We start from the raw sequence: 22,363 nt of genomic DNA, 5'->3' as shown, positions 1-22,363 counted from the left end.
CACCGCGTGGAATCCCGGGGCGCAGGCCGCATGCGTGGGGAAGAGCGGCTATGATGCAGTGCAGACCAATTGCAGACAAGATTGATTTTGCTGCGGTTTTCGTGTTCACGACAGGAAGTGCGGAATGTCCGACATCAGGCCCGTGTTCTATGTTTCCGACGGCACCGGCATCACCGTGGAAACCATCGGCCACAGCCTGCTGACCCAGTTCAGCGGCTTCCACTTCCAGACCGAGCGCATCCCGTTCGTCGACGATGCGGACAAGGCGCACGACGCCGTCCGGCGCATCCGCGAGGCCGGCGAACGCCACCTGTCCCGGCCCATCGTGATCCATTCGATCGTCGATCCGGTGGTCGCGGCGATGCTGGGCGAAAGCGGGGCATTGACCCTGGACGTGTTCGCGCCATTCATCGACCCGATGGAACGCGAACTGGGCACCTTGCGCCAGTCGCGGGTGGGGCAGGCGCACGGCCTGGTCGATTTCGAGACCTATCACCGCCGCATCAACGCGATGAACTTCGCCCTGACCCACGACGACGGCATCGCGGTGAGTTACGACGAGGCCGACCTGATCCTGGTCGCGGTGTCGCGCGCCGGCAAGACGCCGACCTGCGTGTACCTGGCGCTGCATTACGGGATCCGCGCGGCGAATTACCCGTTGACCGACCAGGACCTGGAAACCGATCGCCTGCCGGCGCGTTTGCGCGCGTACCGGCGCAAGCTGTTCGGCCTGACCATCGACCCGGAACGCCTGGCGCAGATCCGCCAGGAGCGCCGGCCGAATTCCCGCTACGCGCAGTTGGACACCTGCAAGCGCGAAGTGGCCGCGGCGGAAGTCATGTTCCAGATGGAGCGCATCCCCACGCTCAGCACCACGCATACCTCGATCGAGGAAATCGCCAGCAAGGTGATGACCACGCTGGGGCTGCGGCGCGAAATGTTCTGAGGGGAAGGGTGCGGATCGCGCAATCGTCGCGATCGCGGAGAATCCTTAAATTAAGCCGCGGGAACCGATCCGTCAATGCTGCCGCAATCGCGTTCCGGCGTGTAGCATCGGGCCATGGCTTCGACCCTGCTTTCCGCCACGCGCATCCCCAAGCTCGGCCGCTTCGGCTGGCTGATGGCGTTGTACGCGGAGAACCACGCACGGCTGGTAAGGCTGTTCGAACCGGCCGACCTGGCGCCGGGTCGTTATGTCTCCAGCGTCGGCGACGGACTGGACGTGTATCTCGACGTGATCGAGACCCATCGCTACACGGTGGAATTGCGCCTGACTTACGGCCTGCACGACCCGGTCACCGGCGAGCCCGACCCGTCGGCCTTCGTCCGCATGTACCGCGACGCGCGCCAGGCCGAGGCCACGCATTGCTACGTCGGTCGCCGCTGGCAGGACGTGATCGGCCTGTACCCGCCGCCGGCGGAGTTGATCGGCCATCGCATGCGCATGAACACCTTCCTCGGCAAATGGCTGGAATACCTGGCCGAACGCGGCCACGGCGTGGCCACGCTGCGTCCGACGCACGCGGAACCCCATTGCGAAGTGGCCTGAGTCGAGGGTCGGCCGGAGTGCGGAAACGAAAACGGCCGCTTGCGCGGCCGTTCCGTTTTAGCTGGCGTCCCCACGGGGATTCGAACCCCGGTCGCTACCGTGAAAGGGTAATGTCCTAGGCCTCTAGACGATGGGGACACGGCGAAACTTTTTACCAGATCCCGACGGCCTAATGCCGGGAAGGTGGTGGAGCCAGCCGGGATCGAACCGGCGACCTCCTGCATGCCATGCAGGCGCTCTCCCAGCTGAGCTATGGCCCCACAAGGCTGGTGAGCCGCGCATTCTATCGGCCGTTTCGGGATCGTGCAAGCGGCATTTGCGTCGCGTTTGCCGGCTGGCGCAACAACAGGTGAATGCGGTTGAATTGCGCCGACGATTTCTTGAGCGCAGTGGCAGGGATGATCGAGTTCACCGTGGCCGACTGGGCCGCCTGGGCGCCGGGCTTGACCGGCGCGGAAGACTGGCGGGCCTGGGCGCGGCAGCCGTATCCGCCACGGGGCGAAGACGCGCCGCCGTTGACCGAAGTGCCGGCGATGCAGCGCCGCCGCATCGAGCGGCTGGGCCGCATGGCGATGCAGGCGGCGTACTGGTGCCAGCCCGCGCAGGCGGAGGCGATGCCGCTGGTGTTCGCATCGCGGCACGGCGACCCGGCGCGTTCGCTGGAACTGCTCGATGCGATGACGCGCGGCGAAGCGATGTCGCCCGCGGGATTCAGCCTGTCGGTGCACAACGCGATCGCGGCGATGTACTCGATCGTGCGCGGCGAACGCGGCAACTACGTGGCGCTGGCCGCCGGCGCGGCGACCGCCGAAGCTGCGCTGGTCGAAGCCGCCGGCCTGCTGGCCGATGGCGCGCCCGAAGCGCTGGTCGTGCTGTACGACTCGCCGCTGCCCGAGGTCTACCAGTCCTACGCCGACGAACCCGACCCGTACTACGCCTGGTGCTGGCGGATCGCACGTGCAGGCGAGGGGCCCCGCATCGCGCTGGCCAATGCGGCGGACGAGCCCGGGATCGAAGAGCCTGCGCCACCGGGGCTGCCGCACGGCCTCGACGTATTGCGTTTCCTGCTTGCGGGCGACGCCGAACTGACGTTCCGCGACCAGGGCGTGCAATGGCGCTGGAGCCGCCGTGCCTGATCGCCTGAACCATGCCTGGCGCGTGTTCGCCACCGGGCTCAGCTTCCTCGCCTTCGGCGTGGGCGGACTGCTGCTGCGTTTCGGCGTGATCGCGCCGCTGTCGTGGCTGGTGCGCGAGCCGCAGCGCCGACAGCGCCTGGTGCGGCGGATCGTGCAGGCCAGCTTCGCCGGGCATATCGAACTGATGCGCGTGCTGGGCGTGCTGACCTACGAGATCCGCGGCCGCGAGCGACTGGACCGCGCGGGCCTGTTGGTCCTGGCCAACCATCCGACACTGATCGACGTGGTATTCCTGATTTCATTGCTGCCCAACGCCGACTGCGTGGTGAAGTCGGCGGTGGCGCGCAATCCGGTGATGCTGGCGCGCGTGGCCGGCTACGTCAGCAACGACGACGGCGCCGGGCTGGTCGACGACTGCATCGCCGCGGTACGCCGGGGCGGCTGCCTGGTGATCTTTCCCGAAGGCACGCGCACGGTGCGCGGGCAGCCCATGCGGCTGCAGCGCGGTGCCGCGAACATCGCCGTGCGCGGCCGGCTGGACGTCACCCCGGTACGCCTCAGCTGCACGCCGATGACCTTGGGAAAGGGCGAAAAATGGTATCGTGTGCCGTCGCGTCGGTTCCATTACGTCGTCGACGTTCAGGAAGACCTGCCCATCGCGCAATTCCTGAACGACAACGGGACCGCGTCGGGGGGCGAGGCGGTCGCGGCGAGGCGGTTGACCGACTATCTGGCTGGGTATTTTTCGGGAGAACACACGCGTGCAGGCACTTGAGCACGAGATCAAGGAATTGATCATCGCGTCGCTGTCGCTGGAAGACGTGACGCCGGACGACATCGACGCTGCCGCGCCGCTGTTCGTCGAAGGGTTGGGGCTGGATTCGATCGATGCGCTGGAACTGGGCCTGGCGTTGCAGAAGCGCTACGGGGTCAGCCTCGCGGCCGATTCGCAGGAAACCCGTCGGCATTTCTCCAGCGTGCGCGCGCTGGCCGAGTTCGTTTCCGCGCAGAAGGCGATCGCATGACCAAGAACGAACTGCTGGCCCGGATCACCGCGATCCTGCACGACACCTTCGAGATCGACGAGGCGAGGGTCGTGCCCGAGGCGCGCCTGTACGACGACCTGGACATCGACAGCATCGACGCGGTCGACATGATCGTGCAATTGAAGCCGTTGCTCGGCCGCAACCTGCAGCCGGACGCCTTCAAGTCGGTGCGCACCGTACAGGACGTGGTGGACGTGCTCTACGGGCTGATCCGCGACGAAGCCGCCTGATCCGTCGGCGTCGGGGGTCGCTTGAGCCGCGTTCGCGCCACCCTGGTCCTGTTGCTGTCGCTGGCCTATCCGCTACTGGTCTACCTGGCGCTGGGACGCTTCGAGCCGCGCTGGCTGGCGCTGCTGCTGTTCGCGCTGGCGCTGCTGCGCGCGGCGACCGCGCGCGAGCCGGTATGGCTGGTTGCGGCGGCCGGCGCCGGCGCGTTGGCGGTGCTGACCACGCTGTTGAACGATGCGCTGCCGCTGAAGCTGTACCCCGTGCTGGTCAACGCGACCTTGCTGGCGGTATTCGGCATCAGCCTGCGCTATCCGCCGACCGTGGTGGAACGGCTGGCGCGCCTGCGCCATCCGCAATTGCCGCCTTCCGGCGTGGCCTACACGCGACGCGTCACCCAGGTCTGGTGCGGATTCTTCTTGTTCAACGGGCTGATTGCGCTGGCTACCGCGCTGTACGCCAACGACCGCGCCTGGGCGCTGTACAACGGTTTCATCGCTTACCTGCTGATGGGGCTGCTGTTCGCCGGTGAATGGCTGGTGCGCCGGCGCGTGATGGCGGGGCAGGCGCATGGCTGAGTGGCTGCCGCTGGATCGCGCGGCCGTGGCGCCGATCGCGGGGCGCCTCGTCGCCGTCGGTGGCGGCGAGCGACGCGACCATGCCGAGTGGTGCCGCCGCGTCGACGCCTGGCAGGCTGCGTTCTCTGCGCGAGCCGGCCTGCGCTGGGCGTTGTATCGCGAGGATGCTTTCGATTTTTCCGCCTGCCTGTATGGCGCCTGGCACGCCGGCAAGACGGTGTACCTGTGCGGCGACAACCTGCCGCAGACGCTGGATGCCGTGTCCGGCCACGTCGACGGTTTCGTTGGCGACATGCCTGCGGACCGCTCGCCATTGCATGGGTCCGAAGCCGAAGACGCCACGTTCGCCAGGACGCCGCTCGATGAGCACGCCGCGCGCCTGGTCGTGTTCACTTCCGGCTCCAGCGGTGAACCCGCCGCCATCGACAAGCGGCTGGCGCAACTGGCGCGCGAAGTCGAAGCGCTGGAAGCCAGCTTCGGCCCCGGTCTCGGCGACGCCATCGTCCACGGCACCGTCTCGCACCAGCACATCTACGGCCTGCTGTTCCGCGCCTTGTGGCCGCTGGCCGCGGGTCGTGCGGTCGCGCCACGACTGTTCTTCCCCGAAGAAATGCAGGCCGAGCTGGCCAAGGCGCCGAGCGTGCTGGTCGCCAGTCCCGCGCACCTGAAGCGGTTGCCGGAGACCCTGGACTGGTCCGGCGCGCGCCCAATGCTGCGCGCGGTGTTTTCCTCCGGCGGCGCCTTGCCGGCCGATGCGGCGGCGAACGTGCAGCGCCTGCTCGGCGTGCCCGCGACGGAGATCTATGGCAGCAGCGAGACCGGCGGCATCGCCTGGCGGCGCTGGGATGGCCATGCGAACGCGTGGCGGGCGTTGCCGGGTGTCGAATGGCGCGTCGCCGATGGGCAACTGGAAGTCGCCTCCCCGCATCTCGCCGACGGGAACTGGTGGCGCAGCGAAGACCGCGCCGAAGCCGACGGCGAAGGCGGCTTCCGTTTGCTCGGCCGCGCCGACCGCATCGTCAAGATCGAAGAGCGCCGCGTGTCGCTGACGGCGCTCGAGCGGCAGTTGCAGGCCCTGGACGAAGTCGCCGAAGCGCGCGTGCTGGTCCTGCAGGGTGCGCGCAGCCTGCTCGCGGCGGTGGTCGTGCCCAGCGAAAAGGGGCGCGTCCGCCTGGACGAATCGGGCGCGGCGAAATTCTCGCGCCGGCTGAACGCCGCACTGGCCGATAGCCATGACGCAGTCGCACGGCCTCATCGCTGGCGCTTCGTGGAAACGATGCCGGTCAATGCGCAGGGCAAGTCCACCATCGCCGCATTGGCGGCGCTGTTCCGTCCGGAACGGCCCGAACCGCAATGGTTGCGGCGCGAAGCAGAGCAGGCGGAACTGGAACTCGAACTGTCGCCGACGTTGGCGGCCTTCGATGGGCACTTTCCGCAAGCCGCGATCCTGCCCGGCGTCGCGCAACTGGACTGGGCGATCCGTTTCGGCCGGGAGGCGTTCGCGTTGCCGCCGCGTTTCCTGCGCATGGAGGCGCTGAAATTCCAGCAGGTGTTGCGTCCCGGTACGCGGGTGAACCTGAGCCTGGAATGGTTGCCGGAGAAGGGCGCGCTGCAATTCCGTTACCGGTCCGAAGCCGGCGCCCACGCCAGCGGACGTGTGTTGTTCGGGGAAACGCCGTGAGCGACTCCCTATTTACGCCGATGGTGGCGATCCCGGTGTACAACCACGAACACGCGGTCGGCGCGATGGTCGATGGCGTGCTGGCCAGCGGCGTGCCGTGCCTGCTGGTCGACGACGGTTCGCGCGAAAGCTGCGCGCGGGTGCTGCGCGAGCTGGCCGCGCGGGACCCGCAGCGCGTGTTCCTGCTGCGCCTGGCGCGAAACAGCGGCAAGGGCGCGGCAATGCTGGCGGGCTTCCGCGAAGCCGCGCGGCGCGGCGCCAGCCACGTGCTGCAGATCGATGCCGACGGCCAGCACGACGCCAGCGACATCCCGCGTTTCCTCGACGAGGCGCGGCGCGCCCCGGATGCGGTGATCTGCGGCGCACCGGTCTACGACGCCAGCGTGCCGAAGGGCCGCCTGTACGGCCGTTACCTCACCCATGTCTGGGTCTGGATCAACACGCTGTCGTTCGCCATCCGCGACTCGATGTGCGGTTTCCGCGTGTATCCCCTGGCGGCCGTGCTGCCGCTGATCGACGCCGAGCCGATCGGCCAGCGCATGGATTTCGACCCCGAAGTCCTGGTACGCCTGCATTGGCGCGGAGTGCGCGTGGCGAACCTGGAGACGCCGGTCCGCTATCCCCGCGACGGCATTTCCCATTTCGATGTGTGGGCCGACAACGTGCGCATCAGCCGCATGCACGCGCGCTTGTTCTTCGGCATGTTGCGCCGGCTGCCGCGCCTGCTGGCGATGCGCCTGGGGCGCGGCCGATGAGCGCGCGGCATTGGGCCGATATCGGCGAATCGACGTCGGCGCTGGGCATCCGTTTCCTGTGCGGCGTGCATCGCTGGCTGGGACGCTGGCCGTTCCGCCTGTGCCTGTATCCGGTGGTGACCTGCCACTGGCTGGCCAACGCGACCGCGCGCCACGCATCGCGCGAGTACCTGCGGCGCCTGCGCTCGCGCTTTGGCGAATCGATGCCCGCGCCGAACGCCTGGAACAGCCTGCGTCATTTCGCCCGTTTCGCCGAAACCCTGCTGGACAAGATCCTCGCTCTCGGCGGGCGTTATCCGCTGGGGAAGGTGGCCACCGAACGCGATGCGATGCTCGCGCAGATCGCCGCGGGGCAGGGCGGGGTGATCGTCACCGCGCACATCGGCTGCCTGGAACTGTGCCAGGCGCTGGCCGAGGACGTGCCTGGCTTCCGGGTCACCGCGCTGGTGCACACCGTGCATGCCGAGCGCTTCAACCGCCTGGCGCGGCGCATGCAGCCGCAAGGCCGGGTCGAACTGATGCAGGTCACCGAACTGGGGCCGGAAACCGCGATACGGCTGGCGGAAAAAGTCGCGCGCGGCGAGTTCGTCGCCGTGGCCGGGGATCGCGTGCCGATCCGCAGCACGCGCAATGCGCGGGCGCCGTTCCTGGGCCGCGAGGCGCCGTTCCCGATCGGACCGTACGTGATCGCGGCGATCCTCGGTTGCCCGCTGTTCGCGATGTCCTGCCTGCACCGGGACGACGGCTATGTCGTCCGCTTCGAACGTTTCGAGGAACGCGTGGTCCTGCCGCGCACGGACCGCAACGCCGCGCTGGCGCGGCAGGCAGCGCGTTTTGCACAATGGCTGGAAGCACAGGTGCGACAGGCGCCGTTCGACTGGTTCAATTTCTTTCCCTTCTGGGATCAACTGGCTGAAAACCCCACCCATGACTGAGTCGAATCCCATCGCCATCGGCGCCGCGCCGCTGCGCATCGAAGACGTCGTCGCCCTGGCGCGGCGCGAACGCACGGCCGCGTTGTCGGACAACGCCGCGTTCCGCGCGCGCATCGCCCGCGGCGCCGATTTCCTCGACCGCCTGTTGGCCGAAGATGGCGTGATCTACGGCGTCACCACCGGTTACGGCGATTCGTGCACGGTGAACATTCCGCCGGACCTGGTTGCGGAACTGCCGCACCATCTGTTCGCCTACCACGGCGTCGGCATGGGCCGTTTCCTCGACGCGGCCGAAACCCGCGCCGTGCTGGCCGCGCGCCTGGCGTCGCTGGCGCATGGCATGTCTGGCGTCAGCCTGCCATTGCTGGAGGGCCTCACCGCGTTGTTGCAACACGACGTGCTGCCGTTGATCCCCGCCGAAGGCTCGGTCGGCGCCAGCGGCGACCTGACCCCGTTGTCGTACGTCGCCGCGGTGCTGTGCGGCGAGCGCGAGGTGATGTATCGCGGCGAACGTCGTCCGGCGAAAGACGTCCTGGCCGAGATCGGGCTGGCGCCGCTGAAGCTGCGGCCCAAGGAAGGCCTGGCGATCATGAACGGCACGGCGGTGATGACCGCGCTGGCCTGCCTGGCCTTCGAACGCGCCGATTACCTGTCGCGGTTGGCGACGCGGTTGACCGCGTACAACGTCCTGGCCAGCGCCGGCAACGCGCATCACTACGACGAAGTTCTGTTCGCGGCCAAGCCGCACCCGGGCCAGACGCGCGTCGCCGCACGGCTGCGCGCCGACCTGCACAGCGACCGCCCGCCGCGCAACGAGCAGCGCCTGCAGGACCGTTACTCGCTGCGCTGTGCGCCGCACGTGATCGGCGTACTGGAGGACGCGTTGCCGTTCCTGCGCCAGCTGATCGAGACCGAACTCAACAGCGCCAACGACAACCCGCTGATCGACCCCGAAGGCGAACAGATCCTGCACGGCGGCCATTTCTACGGCGGCCACATCGCCTTCGCGATGGACGCGTTGAAGAATACCGTCGCCAACCTCGCCGACCTGATGGACCGGCAGCTGGCCCTGCTGGTCGACGCGCGATACAACCACGGCTTGCCGGCCAACCTGTCGGCGTCGCAAGGTCCGCGCGCGGCGATCAACCATGGCCTGAAGGCGCTGCAGATCAGCGTTTCCGCGTGGACCGCCGAGGCGCTGAAGCAGACCATGCCGGCCTCGGTGTTCTCGCGTTCGACCGAATGCCACAACCAGGACAAGGTCAGCATGGGCACCATCGCCGCGCGCGATTGCCTGCGCGTGATCGAACTGACCGAGCAGGTCGCCGCCGCCATGCTGGTCGCGGCGCGCCAGGGCGTCGAACTGCGCCAGCACATCGCGCCGGAGGCCTCGCTGTCCGGCGCGCCGGCGACCATGCTGGACGACTTGCGCGCACGCATCGCCCTGGTCGAGGAAGACCGTGCGCTGGACGGCGAGCTGCACGCGCTGCTGGCCGGCATCCGCAACCGCGACTGGACGTTGTATGCAGACGCCTGAATTCCGCGCCGAGGTCGAACTGACCCCGGCCTTCCACGATTGCGACGCGATGGCGGTGGTCTGGCACGGCCACTACTTCAAGTACTTCGAAATCGCCCGCTGCGCGCTGCTGCAGCAGTTTGGCTACGACTATCCGCAGATGCTCGAGTCGGGTTATTTGTGGCCCGTGGTCGACGCAAGGGTGAAGTACGTGCGTCCCTTGCGCTACAACCAGCCGCTGAAGGTCGGCGCCGCGCTGGTCGAGTGGGAAAACCGGATGAAGATCGAATACGCCATCGCCGACGCCGCCAGCGGCGAGGTGCTGACCCGCGCGCATACCATCCAGGTCGCGGTCGATGCGGCTTCGGGCGAGATGCTGTATGTGTGCCCGCCGGTGCTGTGGGAAAAGCTGGGAGTGCGGCCGGCGTGAAACGGATCCTGGCATTCGTATTGATCGGCTTGGCCTCCTTCGCGGCCCAAGCCGCGGACACCGGCCTGGCGATGGTGCAGCAGCGCGTGGCCAAGGTGGCGGTGCTGCGCGGCGAGTTCGTGCAGGAAAAGCGGGTCGCCGGGTTCAAGAGCCCGTTGCGCTCGCAGGGCCGCTTCGTGCTGGCGCGCGACCGCGGCGTGATCTGGACCACGCTGAAGCCTTTTCCGTCGGAAGTCGTGGTCACCCGCGATCGCATCTACAGCGTGCAGCGCGACGGCAGTCGCCAAGTCGAACTCGACGGCAGCCGGCAACCCGCATTGCGCGGAGTCAACCAGATGATGCTGGCGCTCGTGGCGGGCGACCTGCAGGGCCTGGCCGCTCGCTTCGAAGCGCAGGCGACCGCATTGCCGGGGCAGGGCTGGAAGCTGTCGCTGACGCCGAAATCCGCTGCGCTGGCCAAGGCCTTCGCCCGCATCGATCTGCAAGGCGACCGCTACGTGCGCGAAGCGCGCATCGTCGAAGCCAGCGGCGACGCGACGGTATTGGATTTTTCCGCCTTGGCCGAAACGCCGGCGCAACTGAGCCGCGAAGAGGCCGCGCGCCTTGACTGACGCGTCGGGCCAGGGGGAAGCGCATTTCCGGCGTCGCTGGCGCTGGCTGGCATGGGCGTGGTTGTTGCTCGTGCTGGCGGTGGCCTGGCACCAATGGCGTTTCTGGCACGAATCGCGGCTGGACAGCGATGTGCTGGCCCTGTTGCCGCAGGAAGCGCAGGACGCCGAGCTGGCCGACGTCACCCGTCGCATCGCCGACGCCAGCGCCCGCCAGGTCGTGGTACTGCTCGGTGCGGAGACGCCGGAGCGGGCGCATGCCGCCGAGGCCGCCTTCCGCAAACGCATCGCAACGGCGCAATCCTTGCGCGGAAACGGCGCGGCGCAGGACTGGTTCGACGCGGCGCGACGCTTCTACGCGCCGTATCGCGATCGCCTGCTGACCGACGAGCAACGCCGGCAACTGCGCGCCACGCCGGCGGAGGCATTGGCCGAAAACGCGCTGGCGGCGCTGTACGGTCCGGTCGGTGCGCCGCGCCTGACCGAATGGCGCAACGACCCGCTGGGTCTGTGGCCGCAGTGGTGGCAGGCGCGTGCGGCGGCTTCCGGCATGCAGGTCGGCGAGGACGGTCTGTTGCAGGCCGAAGGCCGTTACTGGCTAGCATTACAGTTCGAAACCCGCGATTCGGCGTTCCGGCTGGACGGGTCGCGCCCGTTGCAGGAAGCATTGGACGCCGCGTCCGGCGCAGCGCAGGCCACCGTGCCGGGCCTGCGCGTACTGCGCGCCGGCGTGCCACTGCACGCCGAAGCCGCTGCGGCGCAGGCCAACCGCGAAATCAACACCATCGGCTGGGGCTCGCTGGCGGCGGTGTTGTTGCTGGTGTGGCTGTCGTTCCGTTCGTTGCGGCCGATCCTGCTGGTTGCCGCCTCTCTGCTGGTCGGCTGCGCCGCGGCGTTGTCGGTGACTGCCATGGTGTTCGGCAAGGTGCACCTGTTGACCCTGATCTTCGGCGCCAGCCTGGTCGGCGTGGCCGAGGACTACGGCATCCACTGGTTCGCCTCGAGGCAGGGCCGTCCGGCTTCGCAACGCTGGTCCTTGCTGCGGCATCTTTTGCCCGGCCTTTGGCTGGCGCTGTTGACCAGCGCACTGGCCTATCTCGCATTGGGCCTGGCGCCGTTCCCCGGATTGCGGCAGATGGCCTTGTTCTCGGTGACGGGATTGGCCGCCGCGTTCCTGACCGTAATCTGCTGGTTCCCGTGGCTGGATCGCGGCGAACTGCGCGCCACGCGTTTTTCGCAGGCCATCGGCGCTTCGCTGTCGCGCTGGCCGCGGATGCGGCGGAGCAAGGCATGGCTGGCGTTCGCGGCGGTGGCGCTGCTTGCCGCGATCGCAGGTTTTGCGAAATTGCACGTCGACGACGACCTGCGCTCGCTGCAATCTTCACCGAAATCGCTGATCGCGCAGCAGATCGAAATCGGCCGCGTACTGGGCTTGCCGAGCCCGGCGCAGTTCTATCTGGTGCGCGGCGACAGCGCGCAGGGCCTGCTGGAACGCGAAGAAGCCCTGGTCGGGAGGCTAGAGGTCCTGCAAGCCAAGGGCGAAATCCACGGCTTCCAGGCAGTCAGCACCTGGCTGCCGTCCCTGCGTCGTCAGCGCGAGGACGCCGCGCTGAGTGCGGAAAAGGAAACCGCCGTGCTCGCAGCGGTCGGCACCGCGCTGGGCGAAGCCTTGCAGCGGCCGGGCTTCGCAAGCGATGCGATTGAACCCGCCGCATGGCTGGCCTCGCCGGTATCCCAGCCGTTCCGCCGATTGTGGCTGGGCGACATCGGCCACGGCATGGCCAGCGTGGTGATGATCGACGGATTGACCGCATCCAACGCGGCGACGACCCTGCCGGCGCAGGCGCAAGGCCTGCCCGGCGTGCGCTGGGTCGACCGCACCGCCGATTTCTCTTCCCTGCTGCGCCATTACCGGCGCCTGATGGGCGGCCTGTTGCTGGCCGGTGCGGCATTGGTGTTCGCGTTGCTGTGGTGGCGTTACCGCGGCAACGCGTGGCGGGTGATGCTGCCGACGCTGTTGGCCGGCGCGATCACCGTGGCCGCCCTCGGCTGGCTGGGCCAGCCGCTGCAGCTGTTCAACGTGCTGGCCTTGTTGCTGCTGCTGGGCATGGGCATCGACTACGGCATCTTCCTCCTGGAACACGATGGCGATCCGACCGCATGGACCGCGGTCTGCGTCGGCGCGGCCAGCACGTGGCTGTCGTTCGGCCTGCTCGCGTTGTCCTCGACGCCGGCACTGCGCGCGTTCGGCCTGACCCTGTTGTTCGGCATCGGCCTGGTCTGGCTGCTGTCCCCGCTGTTCCGGCCATCGGCCACCCACACTGCAAGGACTGGAAACCTGGAATGAACAAGGAAACGACCGAAATCCTGATCGTCGGCGCAGGCCCCGCCGGCTCGGTGGCCGCGGCGATGCTGCGCCAGCAGGGGCGCAAGGTGCTGATCGTCGAGCGCGAACGGTTCCCGCGCTTCTCCATCGGCGAAAGCCTGCTGCCGCAGAGCATGGAATACATCGAAGCGGCCGGCCTGTTGCAGGACGTGGTCGAGGCCGGCTTCCAGTACAAGAACGGCGCGGCCTTCGCCTATGGCGACAGGCGCACCGAGTTCGATTTCCGCGACAAGTTCTCGCCGGGGTGGGGCACCACCTACCAGGTGCAGCGGGCCAATTTCGACCATCTGCTGGCGAAGGGCGCCGAGCGCATGGGCGCCGAGGTGCGCTTCGGCCATGAGGTGCTGGCGGTCGAGCCGGGCGAACGTCCGCGCGTCGCCGTGCGCGCGCCGGAAGACGGGGAGTACGTGATCGAGGCGGACTTCATCCTCGACGCCAGCGGTTTCGGCCGCCTGCTGCCGCGCCTGCTGAAGCTGGAGTCGCCGTCCAACTTCCCGGTGCGCGGCGCGATCTTCACCCACGTGCGCGACAACATTCCGCCCGAGTCGGATTTCGACCGCAACAAGATCCTGATCACCACGCACCCGCAGCACGTCGACGTGTGGTACTGGACCATTCCGTTCTCCAACGGCTGCTGCTCGCTGGGCGTGGTCGCCGAACGGGAGTTCCTCGATCGTTACCCCGGCAGCGAACTCGAACGCCTGCAGGCCATCGTCGGCGAAGACCCGAACCTGTCGCGGCTGCTGGCCAAGGCCGAGTGGGGCGTGATGCCGGCGAAGCAGATCGTCGGCTACTCGGCCAACGTCGCCTCGCTGTGGGGGCCGGGCTACGCGTTGCTGGGCAATGCCGGCGAATTCCTCGATCCGGTGTTCTCGTCCGGCGTGACCATCGCGTTCAAATCGGCGCAACTGGCCGCCGAATGCCTGCGCCGCAAGTACGCGGGCGCAAGCGTCGATTGGGAAGCCGATTTCTCCATTCCGCTGCGCGCCGGGGTCAAGACCTTCCGCCGCTTCGTCGAGGCCTGGTACCAGGGCGGGTTCCAGAAGATCATCTATTTCGAGAAGGCCCAGCCCGAGGTGCGGGCGATGATCTGCTCGATCCTGGCCGGTTACGCCTGGGACACCGACAATCCGTATGTCGCCGACGAAAGCGGCCGGCGCATGCGCGTGCTGGAGGAGCTGTGCGCCGCCTGATCGTGCTCGCATTCGCCAGTCTGCTGCTGGCCGCGTGTGCGTCGCGCGGGCCGGTGGCGCGCCCGCAGGTCGAGCTGCCGCCGTTGCGGCTGCCGCCGGCGGCGCTGGGCAAGTCGTTGTCGCTGCAGCAGCGCCTGCATTTCACATTCGGTACCCAGCAGCGCGACCTCGATGCGCTGCTGGAGGCCGATCCGGACGAAGTGCGCCTGCTGGTGCAGGCGATGGGGCAGTCCGGCGTGCGCCTCAGCTGGGACGGAAAGGAACTGCGGGAACAGCGCGCGCCATGGCTGCCGCCGGCGGTGCGTGGCGAACGCGTGCTCGACGACCTGCAGTTCGTGCTGTGGCCGACCGAAGCGATCCGCGCGGCGCTGCCCTCCGGCTGGACGCTGGAAGAACGCGACGGCGAGCGCAGCCTGCAGCACCAAGGACACGTCTGGCTGCGCAGCAGCGGCGACGCGGCGAACGGCAACGCCACGCTGGAAAACCTGGCCGAAGGCTACCGCCTGCAGATCGAATCGGCATCCGGCACGGAAGCTTCGCCTTGAACGCATCGGTGTACCTCAACGAAGCCGGCGTGACCTGCGCACTGGGCGACGGTCTCGACGCGGTGGGCCGTGCCTTGTTCGCCGACGACCGGCCGCATGGCGTCGCGGTCAGCGAACGCTGGTCGCCGGGGCGACCGCTGGCGGTCGGCGAGGTGCCCGGCGTGCTGGCCGATCTTTCCGATTGCCCATTGCCGCTGCGCAGCCGCAACAACGCCCTGCTGCGCATGGCCTATGCGCAGATCCGCGCGGGCTGCGAACAGGCAATCGCCCGCTACGGCGCGCACCGGGTCGCGGTGGTGCTCGGCACCAGCACCTCCGGCATCGGCGAAACCGAAGCGGTCATGGCGCAACGGCATGCCGAAGGCCCATGGCCGGCGCGGTTCCATTACGCACAGCAGGAGATCGGCGCGCCTTCGCGATTCCTGGCCGCTGAATCCGGCGCGCGCGGGCCGGCGTGGACGGTGTCGACGGCCTGTTCGTCCAGCGCCAAGGCGTTGGCATCGGCCGCGCGGCTGCTGCGCGCGGGCATCGCCGATGCGGTGATCGCCGGCGGCGCGGATTCGCTGTGCGCGTTCACCATCGCCGGCTTCAGCGCGCTGGAAGCGGTCTCGGCGCAGCGCTGCAATCCGTTCTCGCAACGGCGCAACGGCATCAACATCGGCGAAGGCGCGGCGCTGTTCCTGCTGACCCGCGAGCCCGGTCCGGTACGGCTGGCAGGCTGGGGCGAAACCGCCGATGCCCACCACATTTCCGCGCCCGACCCGCACGGCGCGATGGCCGTCGTCGCGGTCGAACAGGCACTGGCGCGAGCCGGCCTGCGGGCCGGCGACATCGACTACGTGAACCTGCACGGCACCGCCACCGCGCAGAACGATGCGATGGAAAGCCAGGTGGTCGCCGCCAGCGTGGGGCAGGGCGTGCCGGTCAGTTCGACCAAGCCGCTGACCGGACACACGCTGGGCGCTGCGGGCGCGGTCGAGGCCGCGCTGTGCTGGCTGTCCATCGCACGCAATCCGCATGCCTTGCTGCCGCCGCACTGGTGGGACGGTGAGGCCGACCCGACGTTGCCGGCGCTGGCCTTCGCCCGCCCCGGTGAACGCGCCGGGCGTCCGCTGCGCCACGTGCTGAGCCATTCCTTCGCCTTCGGCGGCAGCAATGCCGTGCTGATGTTCGGAGCAGGCTGATGGAGAAACGAATCGAACCGATCGAGCGCGTGGTGCCGCATCGCGGCACCTTGCTGCTGATCGATCGCGTGCTGGACTGGGATGCCGAATCGATCCTGGTCGAATTGCGCGTGCCGGATGAAAGCATCTTCCACGATGCCGAAGGCGTGCCGGGCTGGGTCGGGCTGGAATACATGGCCCAGGCCATCGCCGCGTGGGCGGGCTGCAAGGCGCGCGCGGGCGGCGGCGCGCCGACCATCGGCTTCCTGCTGGGCACCCGTCGTTACGAATGCGCGCGCACCCATTTCCGCAGCGGAAGCCTGCTGCAGGTGGAGGCGCGCTGCGAGCTGTTGGGCGACAATGGGCTGGGGATGTTCGCCTGCCGCATCGTCGAAGGCGGGGAAACGCTGGCCACGGCCAATGTCTCGGTGTTCGAACCGGGCGATGCCGCGGCCTATCTGGAAACCGGAACCATGGGGAATACCCAAACGTGAGCGGCGACATGAGTGCAGACACGACGGTGCTGGTCACCGGCGCCAGCCGCGGCATCGGCCGCGCCATCGCCCTGCGCGCCGCGCGCGAGGGCTTCGACGTGGTCGTGCATTGCCGCAGCCGCGTCGACGAGGCCGAAGCGGTGGCCGCGCAGGTGCGCGAGGCCGGGCGCGAAGCGCGCGTGCTGGCTTTCGACGTGGCCGACCGCGCCGCCGCGGCCGCCGCGCTGCAGGCCGACGTCGCCGCGAATGGCGCCTACTACGGCGTGGTCTGCAATGCCGGCATCGCCCGCGACGCGGCCTTCCCGGCGATGAGCGGCGAGGATTGGGACGCGGTGGTGCATACCAACCTCGACGCGTTCTACAACGTGCTCAACCCGTTGGTGATGCCGATGGTGCGCCGGCGCAAACCCGGCCGCATCGTGACCCTGTCGTCGGTGTCCGGCCTGGTCGGCAACCGCGGGCAGACCAACTACAGCGCGGCCAAGGCCGGCATCATCGGCGCGACCAAGGCACTGGCGCTGGAGCTGGCCAGCCGCGGCATCACCGTCAACTGCGTCGCGCCGGGGCTGATCGACACCGAGATGCTCAGCGAAGAGGTCGTCGAACATGCGTTGAAACTGATTCCGGCGAACCGACTGGGCCGCCCCGACGAAGTCGCGGCGGCGGTGTGCTTCCTGCTGTCGGAGCCCGCGGGTTACATTACCCGGCAGGTGATATCGGTGAACGGCGGGCTCATCGGATGAGCGCAATCTTTGATCGGGCAATCCTCGACCAGGCAGGCAGGCGGCGCGTCGTGGTGACCGGCGCCGGTGCGATCAGCCCCATCGGCAATGACTGGCCGGCGATGTTCCAGCGCCTGCGCGAGCGCCGCAACGCGGTGCGGCGCATCGACGAATGGGACATCTACGACGGCCTCAATACCAAACTGGCCGCGCCGGCGCAGCCGTTCGAACTTCCGCCGCATTACAACCGCAAGACCATGCGCGGCATGGGGCGGGTTGCGGTGATGGCGGTGCGCGCCAGCGAGGTGGCGCTGGAGCAGGCGGGCCTGCTCGGCGATCCGCTGCTGAAGAGCGGGCGCGTCGGCGTGGCCAACGGCTCCTCGGCAGGCACCCATTCGGCCATCGGCGATTTCGGCCGCATGCTCAACGAGCACACCACCGCCGGGATCAACGCCACCACCTACATCAAGATGATGAGCCACACCGCGCCGGTGAACATCGGCGTGTTCTTCGGCCTGACCGGTCGCATCATCACCACGTCCAGCGCCTGCACCTCGGGCAGCCAGGGCGTGGGTTCGGCCTACGAAACCGTCCGCGCCGGCAAGCAGGTGGCCATGCTGGCAGGCGGTTCGGAGCAGCTCGATGCCACCGCCGCGGCGGTATTCGACACCCTGTTCGCCACCAGCGTACGCAACGACGAGCCGCAGGCCACGCCGCGGCCATTCGACGCCAACCGCGACGGCCTGGTGCTGGGCGAAGGCGCGTGCACGCTGATCCTCGAGGATCTGGAGCATGCGCGTGCGCGCGGCGCGAACATCGTCGCCGAAGTAGTCGGCTACGGCACCAACAGCGACGGCCAGCACGTGACCCAGCCCAGCTCGGAAACCATGGCCCAGGCGATGCGCCTGGCGCTGGAAGACGCCGGACTGCCGGCGTCGGCGATCGGCTATGTCAACGCCCACGGCACCGCGACCGAGCACGGCGACATCGCCGAATCGCGGGCGACGGCGGAAGTGTTCGGTTCGAACGTGCCGTTCAGCTCGTTGAAGAGCTATGTCGGCCACACCCTGGGCGCTTGCGGCGCGCTGGAAGCCTGGGCCAGCATCGAGATGATGCGCGAAGGCTGGTTCTCGCCGAACCTGAACCTGGAAAACGTCGATCCGCGTTGCGCCGAACTGGACTACGTGGCCGGCGAGGGCAGGGCGCTGCAGACCGAGTACGTGATGAGCAACAACTTCGCCTTCGGTGGGATCAACACTTCGTTGATCTTCCGTCGTTGGCGCGATTGATCCGGTATTTCCGACGTTCCATTGACCTCAAGGAGTTGTGCATGAAGAAGGTAGCGATTGCGGGTTTGTTGACGTTGATGATCGCAGCACCACATGCGAATGCCGCGGATCGACGCATCGAGCTGCCGTTGCAGGATCTGCTTTCCTCGCAGGAAGCGAAGGCCGCCGGCATCGATGGCAGCGTCCGTTTCTACCTGGCGGGGCAGAAGACGCCTGCGGTGGCTTCGCGGATGGGTGAGGGCGTTTCCAACAAGAGGACCAATGGCGTGGGTAAATCCGACGAAGAAGCCTGCCGCTGGGTGATGCTGTCGGTGCTTAAGGCGTTCCAGGACTCGGCCAAGGCCAAGGGCGCCAATGCCGTGGTCGACATGGTTAGCTATTTCAAGAAGAACGAATTCCGCAGTGCGACCAACTACGAATGCCATGCGGGCAACATCATGTCCGGCATCGCAATGAAGGGCACTTACGCGAAAGTCGGCAACTAAGTCCGGTCGGCTCCCGCGGCGAGCGGGAGCCGCACGGGGGCGGGTCCTGAACCGCCCTGTGCGGCGTGGATGGCTGTAGCGGCGGGGCTGGAGTAAAGTAGGCCTATGAGTCCGTGGTCCGCCCTGTTGCGTGTAGTGCTGATCCTCGTCCTGGTCCTGAATGGGGCAGGGGCGGCAGCGGCGTCCGTGACGATGATGCGGGCCACGATGTCGGAAGGCGCACCCATGGCGACTTCCGCGGCGTTGGAAACCTCGTCCGTGCAGGGCGAGACGCCCCCCTGCCACGACATGGCGCAGACGACGGCGAAAACCGCTTCGCCCGATGTCGCCATGCAGTCGCCGGCTCATGCGAGCCACGGCAAGGGCAAGCCGACGACTCCCGATTGCTGCAAGGGCGGCACTTGCCAGTGCGCCTGCATGCAGGCGGCACATGCCGCGCTTCCGGCGATGATCGCGTTCGCCCTCGTTTCCCCGCATTCGGATGTCGCGCATCCGATGCCCGCCGGCCATGCGGATCCCGCATTGCCGCACCTGGTCCGACCTCCCATCGGCTAAGCGTCCAAACGGCATCCGTGGTGCCTTTCCTCCATGCCCGAGATCCGGCCTGCGCCGGTTGCGGTCCATGGATATGGCCGCGTTCGAGCGGCATCTCATGACGCTTGCAGTGGGGTTCACATGTTTTCCGATTCATCCGATTCCGGCATTCCGCGCGGATTGTCGCGCCGCCGTTTCGTGCAGGGCCTGGCCGCGGGGGGCGCGGCACTGGGCTTGGGTCTGTGGCCCAAGCGCAGCTGGGCGTTGAAAGGCCCCGGCTATGCCAACGTCCTCTCGGGGACCGAGTTCGACCTGGCCATCGGCGAAACGCCGATGGATTTCACCGGCCGCCTGCGGCCGGCGATCACCGTCAACGGCTCGTTGCCGGCGCCGATCCTGCGTTGGCGCGAAGGCACCACCGTCAATCTGCGGGTCAGCAACGTGCTGCCCGCCGGCTCGATCCATGGCAAGCAAACCTCGATCCATTGGCACGGCATCATCCTGCCGGCCAACATGGACGGCGTTCCCGGCCTGAGCTATGACGGCATCGACCGCGGCGAGACCTACCATTACCGCTTCGCGGTCAACCAGGGCGGTACCTACTGGTACCACAGCCATTCGTCGTTCCAGGAACAGGCCGGCCTGTACGGTCCGCTGATCATCGATCCGATCGCGCCGGAACCCTTCGCCTACGACCGCGACTACGTGGTCATGCTCAGCGACTGGACCGACCTCGATCCGACCGCGCTGTTCTCCCGGTTGAAGAAGATGGCCGGCTACGACAACTACTACAAGCGCACCGTCGGCGACTTCCTGCGCGATGCGAAACAGGACGGGCTGAAAGCCACGCTGGCCGACCGGCGCATGTGGGGCCAGATGCGGATGACGCCGACCGATCTGTCGGACGTCAACGCCAACACCTACACCTACCTGATGAACGGCACCACCGCGCTGGGCAACTGGACCGGCCTGTTCCGCAGCGGCGAAAAGGTGCGCTTGCGCTTCATCAACGGCTCGTCGATGACCTACTTCGACGTGCGCATCCCCGGTCTGAAGCTCACCGTGGTCGCTTCCGACGGCCAGTACGTGCATCCGGTGACGGTGGACGAGTTCCGTATCGCGCCGGCGGAGACCTACGACGTCATCGTCGAACCTTCCGGGCAGGATGCGTTCGCCATCTTCGCCCAGGATGCCGGTCGTACCGGCTACGTCAGCGGCACGCTGGCGGTGCGCGAAGGCCTGCGCGCACCGGTGCCGTCCGTCGACAAGCGCCCGCTGCTGACCATGCAGGACATGGGCATGGCCCACGGCGGCATGGACATGTCCGGCGGCAAGGGCGCGGAGATGAGCTGCGGCGCGAGCATGGGCATGGCCGGGATGGACCATGGTTCGGAACAGGAACCGGCCAGCGCCGACCCGCACGCAGGCCACGACATGGCCGCTTCGACGCCCGGCGCGGACCAGGCCGATGGCGGCGTGACCCATCCGGCCAGCGAGACGCGCAACCCGCTGGTCGACGGCCAGGCCATGAGCGTCAGTTCGCGTCTGGACGACCCGGGCAACGGCTTGCGCGACAACGGCCGCAACGTGCTCAGCTACTCGATGCTGAAGAGCCTGTTCGACGATCCGGACGGCCGCGATCCGGGCAGGGAGATCCAGTTGCACCTGACCGGACACATGGAGAAATTCGCCTGGAGCTTCAATGGGCAGAAATTCTCCGAAGCCGCGCCGCTGCGGCTCAACTACGGCGAGCGGCTGCGCATCGTATTGGTCAACGACACGATGATGACCCATCCGATCCACCTGCACGGCATGTGGAGCGACGTGGAAGACGACAACGGCGAGTTCATGGTGCGCAAGCACACCGTCGACATGCCGCCGGGCAGCCGGCGCAGCTATCGCGTGCGCGCCGACGCGCTCGGCCATTGGGCCTATCACTGCCACCTGCTCTACCACATGGAAGCCGGAATGATGCGCACCGTACAGGTCGGGGAGGGCATCGCATGAACGCCCTGAAGACCAGCCTGCTGTGCATCGCGTTGGCTTCCGCATGGCCGGTGGCGGCGCAGGAGATGGACCATTCGAAGATGGATCATTCGAAAATGGCCATGCCTGAAACGCCGAAGCCGACGGAAACGGACCCCGCGAAGAAGAAGGCCGAACCCGAGGACGAACCGGCGCCGATGGACCATTCGAAAATGGATCACGCGGCAATGGGCCACGACATGTCGGGCATGCCGGTGGATTCGTCGATGCCGGGCATGCAGCACGACGAAGCGATGGCGCCCGAGCAACCGCGTACGCCGATTCCCCCGATCACCGACGCCGACCGCGCCGCCGCCCAGCCTCCCGGCGGGCACATGGCGCATCTCGACAACGGGATCCACAGCTACTCGTTGCTCAACCGGCTGGAAGGCTGGGACGCCGATCCCGGCAAAGGCCTGGCCTGGGAAGGGCAGGGCTGGATCGGCACCGACCTGGACCGCCTGTGGTGGCGCAGCGAAGGCGAACGCGTCGACGGGCACACCGAGTCGGCCGACATCGAAGTGCTCTACGGGCGCAGCGTTTCGACCTGGTGGGACGTGGTCGCCGGCGTGCGCCACGACTTCAAGCCCGGTGATTCGCAAAGCTTTGCTGCGTTCGGCGTGCAGGGGCTTGCGCCGCAGAAGTTCGAAGTCTCGGCGACGGCATACGTCGGCGAACGCGGCCAGACCGCGGCGCGCTTCGAAGTCGAATACGAGCTGCTGCTGACCAATCGCCTGATCCTGCAGCCGCTGGTCGAAGTCGACTTGTACGGTAAGGACGATCCGGCGCGCGGCATCGGTTCGGGACTGAGCACGGCGGAAGCCGGACTGCGCCTGCGCTACGAGTTCAGCCGCAGGTTCGCGCCGTACATCGGCGTGGTCCACGAACGCGCGTTCGGCAATACCGCCGACCTGCGCCGTGAGGAAGGCGAAGGCGCCAGCGATACGCGGTTTGTCGTTGGCGTCCGCGCCTGGTTCTGACCCGGCTGCCGCAAAGGCTTGACTCTGGACCCGGGTCCAAGGTGCAGACTGTCTTCGCGGGGCCCGGCCAGCCGGGCCCCATCCCACG

At 67.9% G+C, this 22,363-nt stretch carries 24 protein-coding genes and 2 tRNA genes; 24 read left to right on the top strand and 2 right to left on the bottom strand.

The features are described from left to right. Window positions 1-124 precede the first annotated feature (124 nt). Together ppsR and J5837_RS13285 are read left to right on the top strand one after the other, a co-directional pair. A complete protein-coding gene (gene ppsR / locus J5837_RS13290; protein WP_210537247.1) occupies window positions 125-946 on the top strand; it encodes a posphoenolpyruvate synthetase regulatory kinase/phosphorylase PpsR in 822 nt (273 codons plus the stop codon). Between the two features lie 114 nt (window positions 947-1,060). After that, the gene (locus tag J5837_RS13285) at window positions 1,061-1,549 is read left to right on the top strand and encodes a DUF1249 domain-containing protein (RefSeq protein ID WP_210537246.1); all 489 of its coding nucleotides are present in this window, start codon (window positions 1,061-1,063) and stop codon (window positions 1,547-1,549) included. Window positions 1,550-1,611: 62 nt separating this feature from the next. Here J5837_RS13285 and J5837_RS13280 read toward each other — a convergent pair. Both J5837_RS13280 and J5837_RS13275 read right to left on the bottom strand, forming a co-directional pair. After that, window positions 1,612-1,687: transfer RNA gene (locus J5837_RS13280), tRNA-Glu, on the bottom strand. A gap of 46 nt (window positions 1,688-1,733) precedes the next feature. Further along, window positions 1,734-1,809: transfer RNA gene (locus J5837_RS13275), tRNA-Ala, on the bottom strand. Window positions 1,810-1,947: 138 nt separating this feature from the next. Here J5837_RS13275 and J5837_RS13270 point away from each other — a divergent pair. From J5837_RS13270 to J5837_RS13165, 22 genes are all read left to right on the top strand, one after another. Next, entirely contained in the window at window positions 1,948-2,685 is a 738-nt protein-coding gene (locus tag J5837_RS13270; protein ID WP_210537245.1) for a beta-ketoacyl synthase chain length factor, read from the top strand. Further along, entirely contained in the window at window positions 2,678-3,460 is a 783-nt protein-coding gene (locus tag J5837_RS13265; RefSeq protein WP_210537244.1) for a lysophospholipid acyltransferase family protein, read from the top strand. The genes J5837_RS13270 and J5837_RS13265 overlap by 8 nt, the downstream gene beginning before the upstream one ends. Beyond that, window positions 3,447-3,710 (top strand): phosphopantetheine-binding protein, encoded by a 264-nt coding sequence (locus J5837_RS13260; RefSeq protein WP_210537243.1) that lies wholly within the window; start codon window positions 3,447-3,449, stop codon window positions 3,708-3,710. Before J5837_RS13265 ends, J5837_RS13260 begins: the two co-directional genes overlap by 14 nt. Beyond that, the gene (locus J5837_RS13255) at window positions 3,707-3,961 is read left to right on the top strand and encodes an acyl carrier protein (RefSeq protein WP_210537242.1); all 255 of its coding nucleotides are present in this window, start codon (window positions 3,707-3,709) and stop codon (window positions 3,959-3,961) included. Before J5837_RS13260 ends, J5837_RS13255 begins: the two co-directional genes overlap by 4 nt. 21 nt (window positions 3,962-3,982) lie before the next feature. Continuing rightward, a complete protein-coding gene (locus J5837_RS13250; RefSeq protein WP_210537241.1) occupies window positions 3,983-4,534 on the top strand; it encodes a COG4648 family protein in 552 nt (183 codons plus the stop codon). After that, on the top strand, window positions 4,527-6,215 hold the full coding sequence (locus J5837_RS13245; protein WP_210537240.1) for an ApeI family dehydratase: 1,689 nt from the start codon (window positions 4,527-4,529) through the stop codon (window positions 6,213-6,215). The genes J5837_RS13250 and J5837_RS13245 overlap by 8 nt, the downstream gene beginning before the upstream one ends. Window positions 6,216-6,235: 20 nt before the next feature. Continuing rightward, window positions 6,236-6,970: a glycosyltransferase family 2 protein gene (locus J5837_RS13240; protein WP_244755984.1), complete on the top strand. Its 735-nt coding sequence runs from the start codon at window positions 6,236-6,238 to the stop codon at window positions 6,968-6,970. After that, window positions 6,967-7,905: a lysophospholipid acyltransferase family protein gene (locus J5837_RS13235; RefSeq protein ID WP_210537238.1), complete on the top strand. Its 939-nt coding sequence runs from the start codon at window positions 6,967-6,969 to the stop codon at window positions 7,903-7,905. Before J5837_RS13240 ends, J5837_RS13235 begins: the two co-directional genes overlap by 4 nt. Continuing rightward, a complete protein-coding gene (locus tag J5837_RS13230) occupies window positions 7,898-9,442 on the top strand; it encodes an HAL/PAL/TAL family ammonia-lyase (RefSeq protein ID WP_210537237.1) in 1,545 nt (514 codons plus the stop codon). The genes J5837_RS13235 and J5837_RS13230 overlap by 8 nt, the downstream gene beginning before the upstream one ends. Next, on the top strand, window positions 9,429-9,851 hold the full coding sequence (locus J5837_RS13225; protein WP_210537236.1) for an acyl-CoA thioesterase: 423 nt from the start codon (window positions 9,429-9,431) through the stop codon (window positions 9,849-9,851). Before J5837_RS13230 ends, J5837_RS13225 begins: the two co-directional genes overlap by 14 nt. Then, entirely contained in the window at window positions 9,848-10,462 is a 615-nt protein-coding gene (locus tag J5837_RS13220) for an outer membrane lipoprotein carrier protein LolA (protein WP_342345547.1), read from the top strand. Before J5837_RS13225 ends, J5837_RS13220 begins: the two co-directional genes overlap by 4 nt. Then, window positions 10,455-12,806 (top strand): MMPL family transporter, encoded by a 2,352-nt coding sequence (locus J5837_RS13215; protein ID WP_210537235.1) that lies wholly within the window; start codon window positions 10,455-10,457, stop codon window positions 12,804-12,806. Before J5837_RS13220 ends, J5837_RS13215 begins: the two co-directional genes overlap by 8 nt. Beyond that, the gene (locus J5837_RS13210) at window positions 12,803-14,038 is read left to right on the top strand and encodes an NAD(P)/FAD-dependent oxidoreductase (protein ID WP_210537234.1); all 1,236 of its coding nucleotides are present in this window, start codon (window positions 12,803-12,805) and stop codon (window positions 14,036-14,038) included. Before J5837_RS13215 ends, J5837_RS13210 begins: the two co-directional genes overlap by 4 nt. Further along, window positions 14,026-14,583: a DUF3261 domain-containing protein gene (locus J5837_RS13205; protein ID WP_210537233.1), complete on the top strand. Its 558-nt coding sequence runs from the start codon at window positions 14,026-14,028 to the stop codon at window positions 14,581-14,583. The genes J5837_RS13210 and J5837_RS13205 overlap by 13 nt, the downstream gene beginning before the upstream one ends. Further along, a complete protein-coding gene (locus J5837_RS13200; protein WP_210537232.1) occupies window positions 14,580-15,767 on the top strand; it encodes a beta-ketoacyl-ACP synthase in 1,188 nt (395 codons plus the stop codon). The genes J5837_RS13205 and J5837_RS13200 overlap by 4 nt, the downstream gene beginning before the upstream one ends. After that, the gene (locus J5837_RS13195) at window positions 15,767-16,240 is read left to right on the top strand and encodes a hotdog family protein (protein ID WP_210537231.1); all 474 of its coding nucleotides are present in this window, start codon (window positions 15,767-15,769) and stop codon (window positions 16,238-16,240) included. The genes J5837_RS13200 and J5837_RS13195 overlap by 1 nt, the downstream gene beginning before the upstream one ends. An 8-nt stretch (window positions 16,241-16,248) precedes the next feature. Next, a complete protein-coding gene (gene fabG, locus J5837_RS13190) occupies window positions 16,249-16,983 on the top strand; it encodes a 3-oxoacyl-ACP reductase FabG (protein ID WP_210537230.1) in 735 nt (244 codons plus the stop codon). Further along, window positions 16,980-18,251 carry a beta-ketoacyl-ACP synthase gene (locus J5837_RS13185; RefSeq protein WP_210537229.1) on the top strand — a complete coding sequence of 424 codons (1,272 nt, stop codon included), beginning with the start codon at window positions 16,980-16,982 and terminating at the stop codon, window positions 18,249-18,251. The genes fabG and J5837_RS13185 overlap by 4 nt, the downstream gene beginning before the upstream one ends. Before the next feature lie 41 nt (window positions 18,252-18,292). After that, a complete protein-coding gene (locus tag J5837_RS13180; protein ID WP_210537228.1) occupies window positions 18,293-18,736 on the top strand; it encodes an excinuclease ATPase subunit in 444 nt (147 codons plus the stop codon). A 105-nt stretch (window positions 18,737-18,841) separates the two neighbouring features. After that, window positions 18,842-19,291: a CopL family metal-binding regulatory protein gene (locus J5837_RS13175; protein ID WP_210537227.1), complete on the top strand. Its 450-nt coding sequence runs from the start codon at window positions 18,842-18,844 to the stop codon at window positions 19,289-19,291. A 120-nt stretch (window positions 19,292-19,411) separates the two neighbouring features. Continuing rightward, window positions 19,412-21,277: a copper resistance system multicopper oxidase gene (locus J5837_RS13170; RefSeq protein WP_210537226.1), complete on the top strand. Its 1,866-nt coding sequence runs from the start codon at window positions 19,412-19,414 to the stop codon at window positions 21,275-21,277. Further along, window positions 21,274-22,275 (top strand): copper resistance protein B, encoded by a 1,002-nt coding sequence (locus J5837_RS13165; RefSeq protein WP_210537225.1) that lies wholly within the window; start codon window positions 21,274-21,276, stop codon window positions 22,273-22,275. The genes J5837_RS13170 and J5837_RS13165 overlap by 4 nt, the downstream gene beginning before the upstream one ends. The last annotated feature ends 88 nt before the right edge of the window (window positions 22,276-22,363 follow it).

The organism is Pseudoxanthomonas helianthi, from assembly GCF_017939625.1.
In the GTDB taxonomy this organism is placed as follows: domain Bacteria; phylum Pseudomonadota; class Gammaproteobacteria; order Xanthomonadales; family Xanthomonadaceae; genus Pseudoxanthomonas_A; species Pseudoxanthomonas_A helianthi.
Note: the sequence above shows the minus strand (reverse complement) of the source record. Positions and strands in the feature narration are given on the sequence as shown.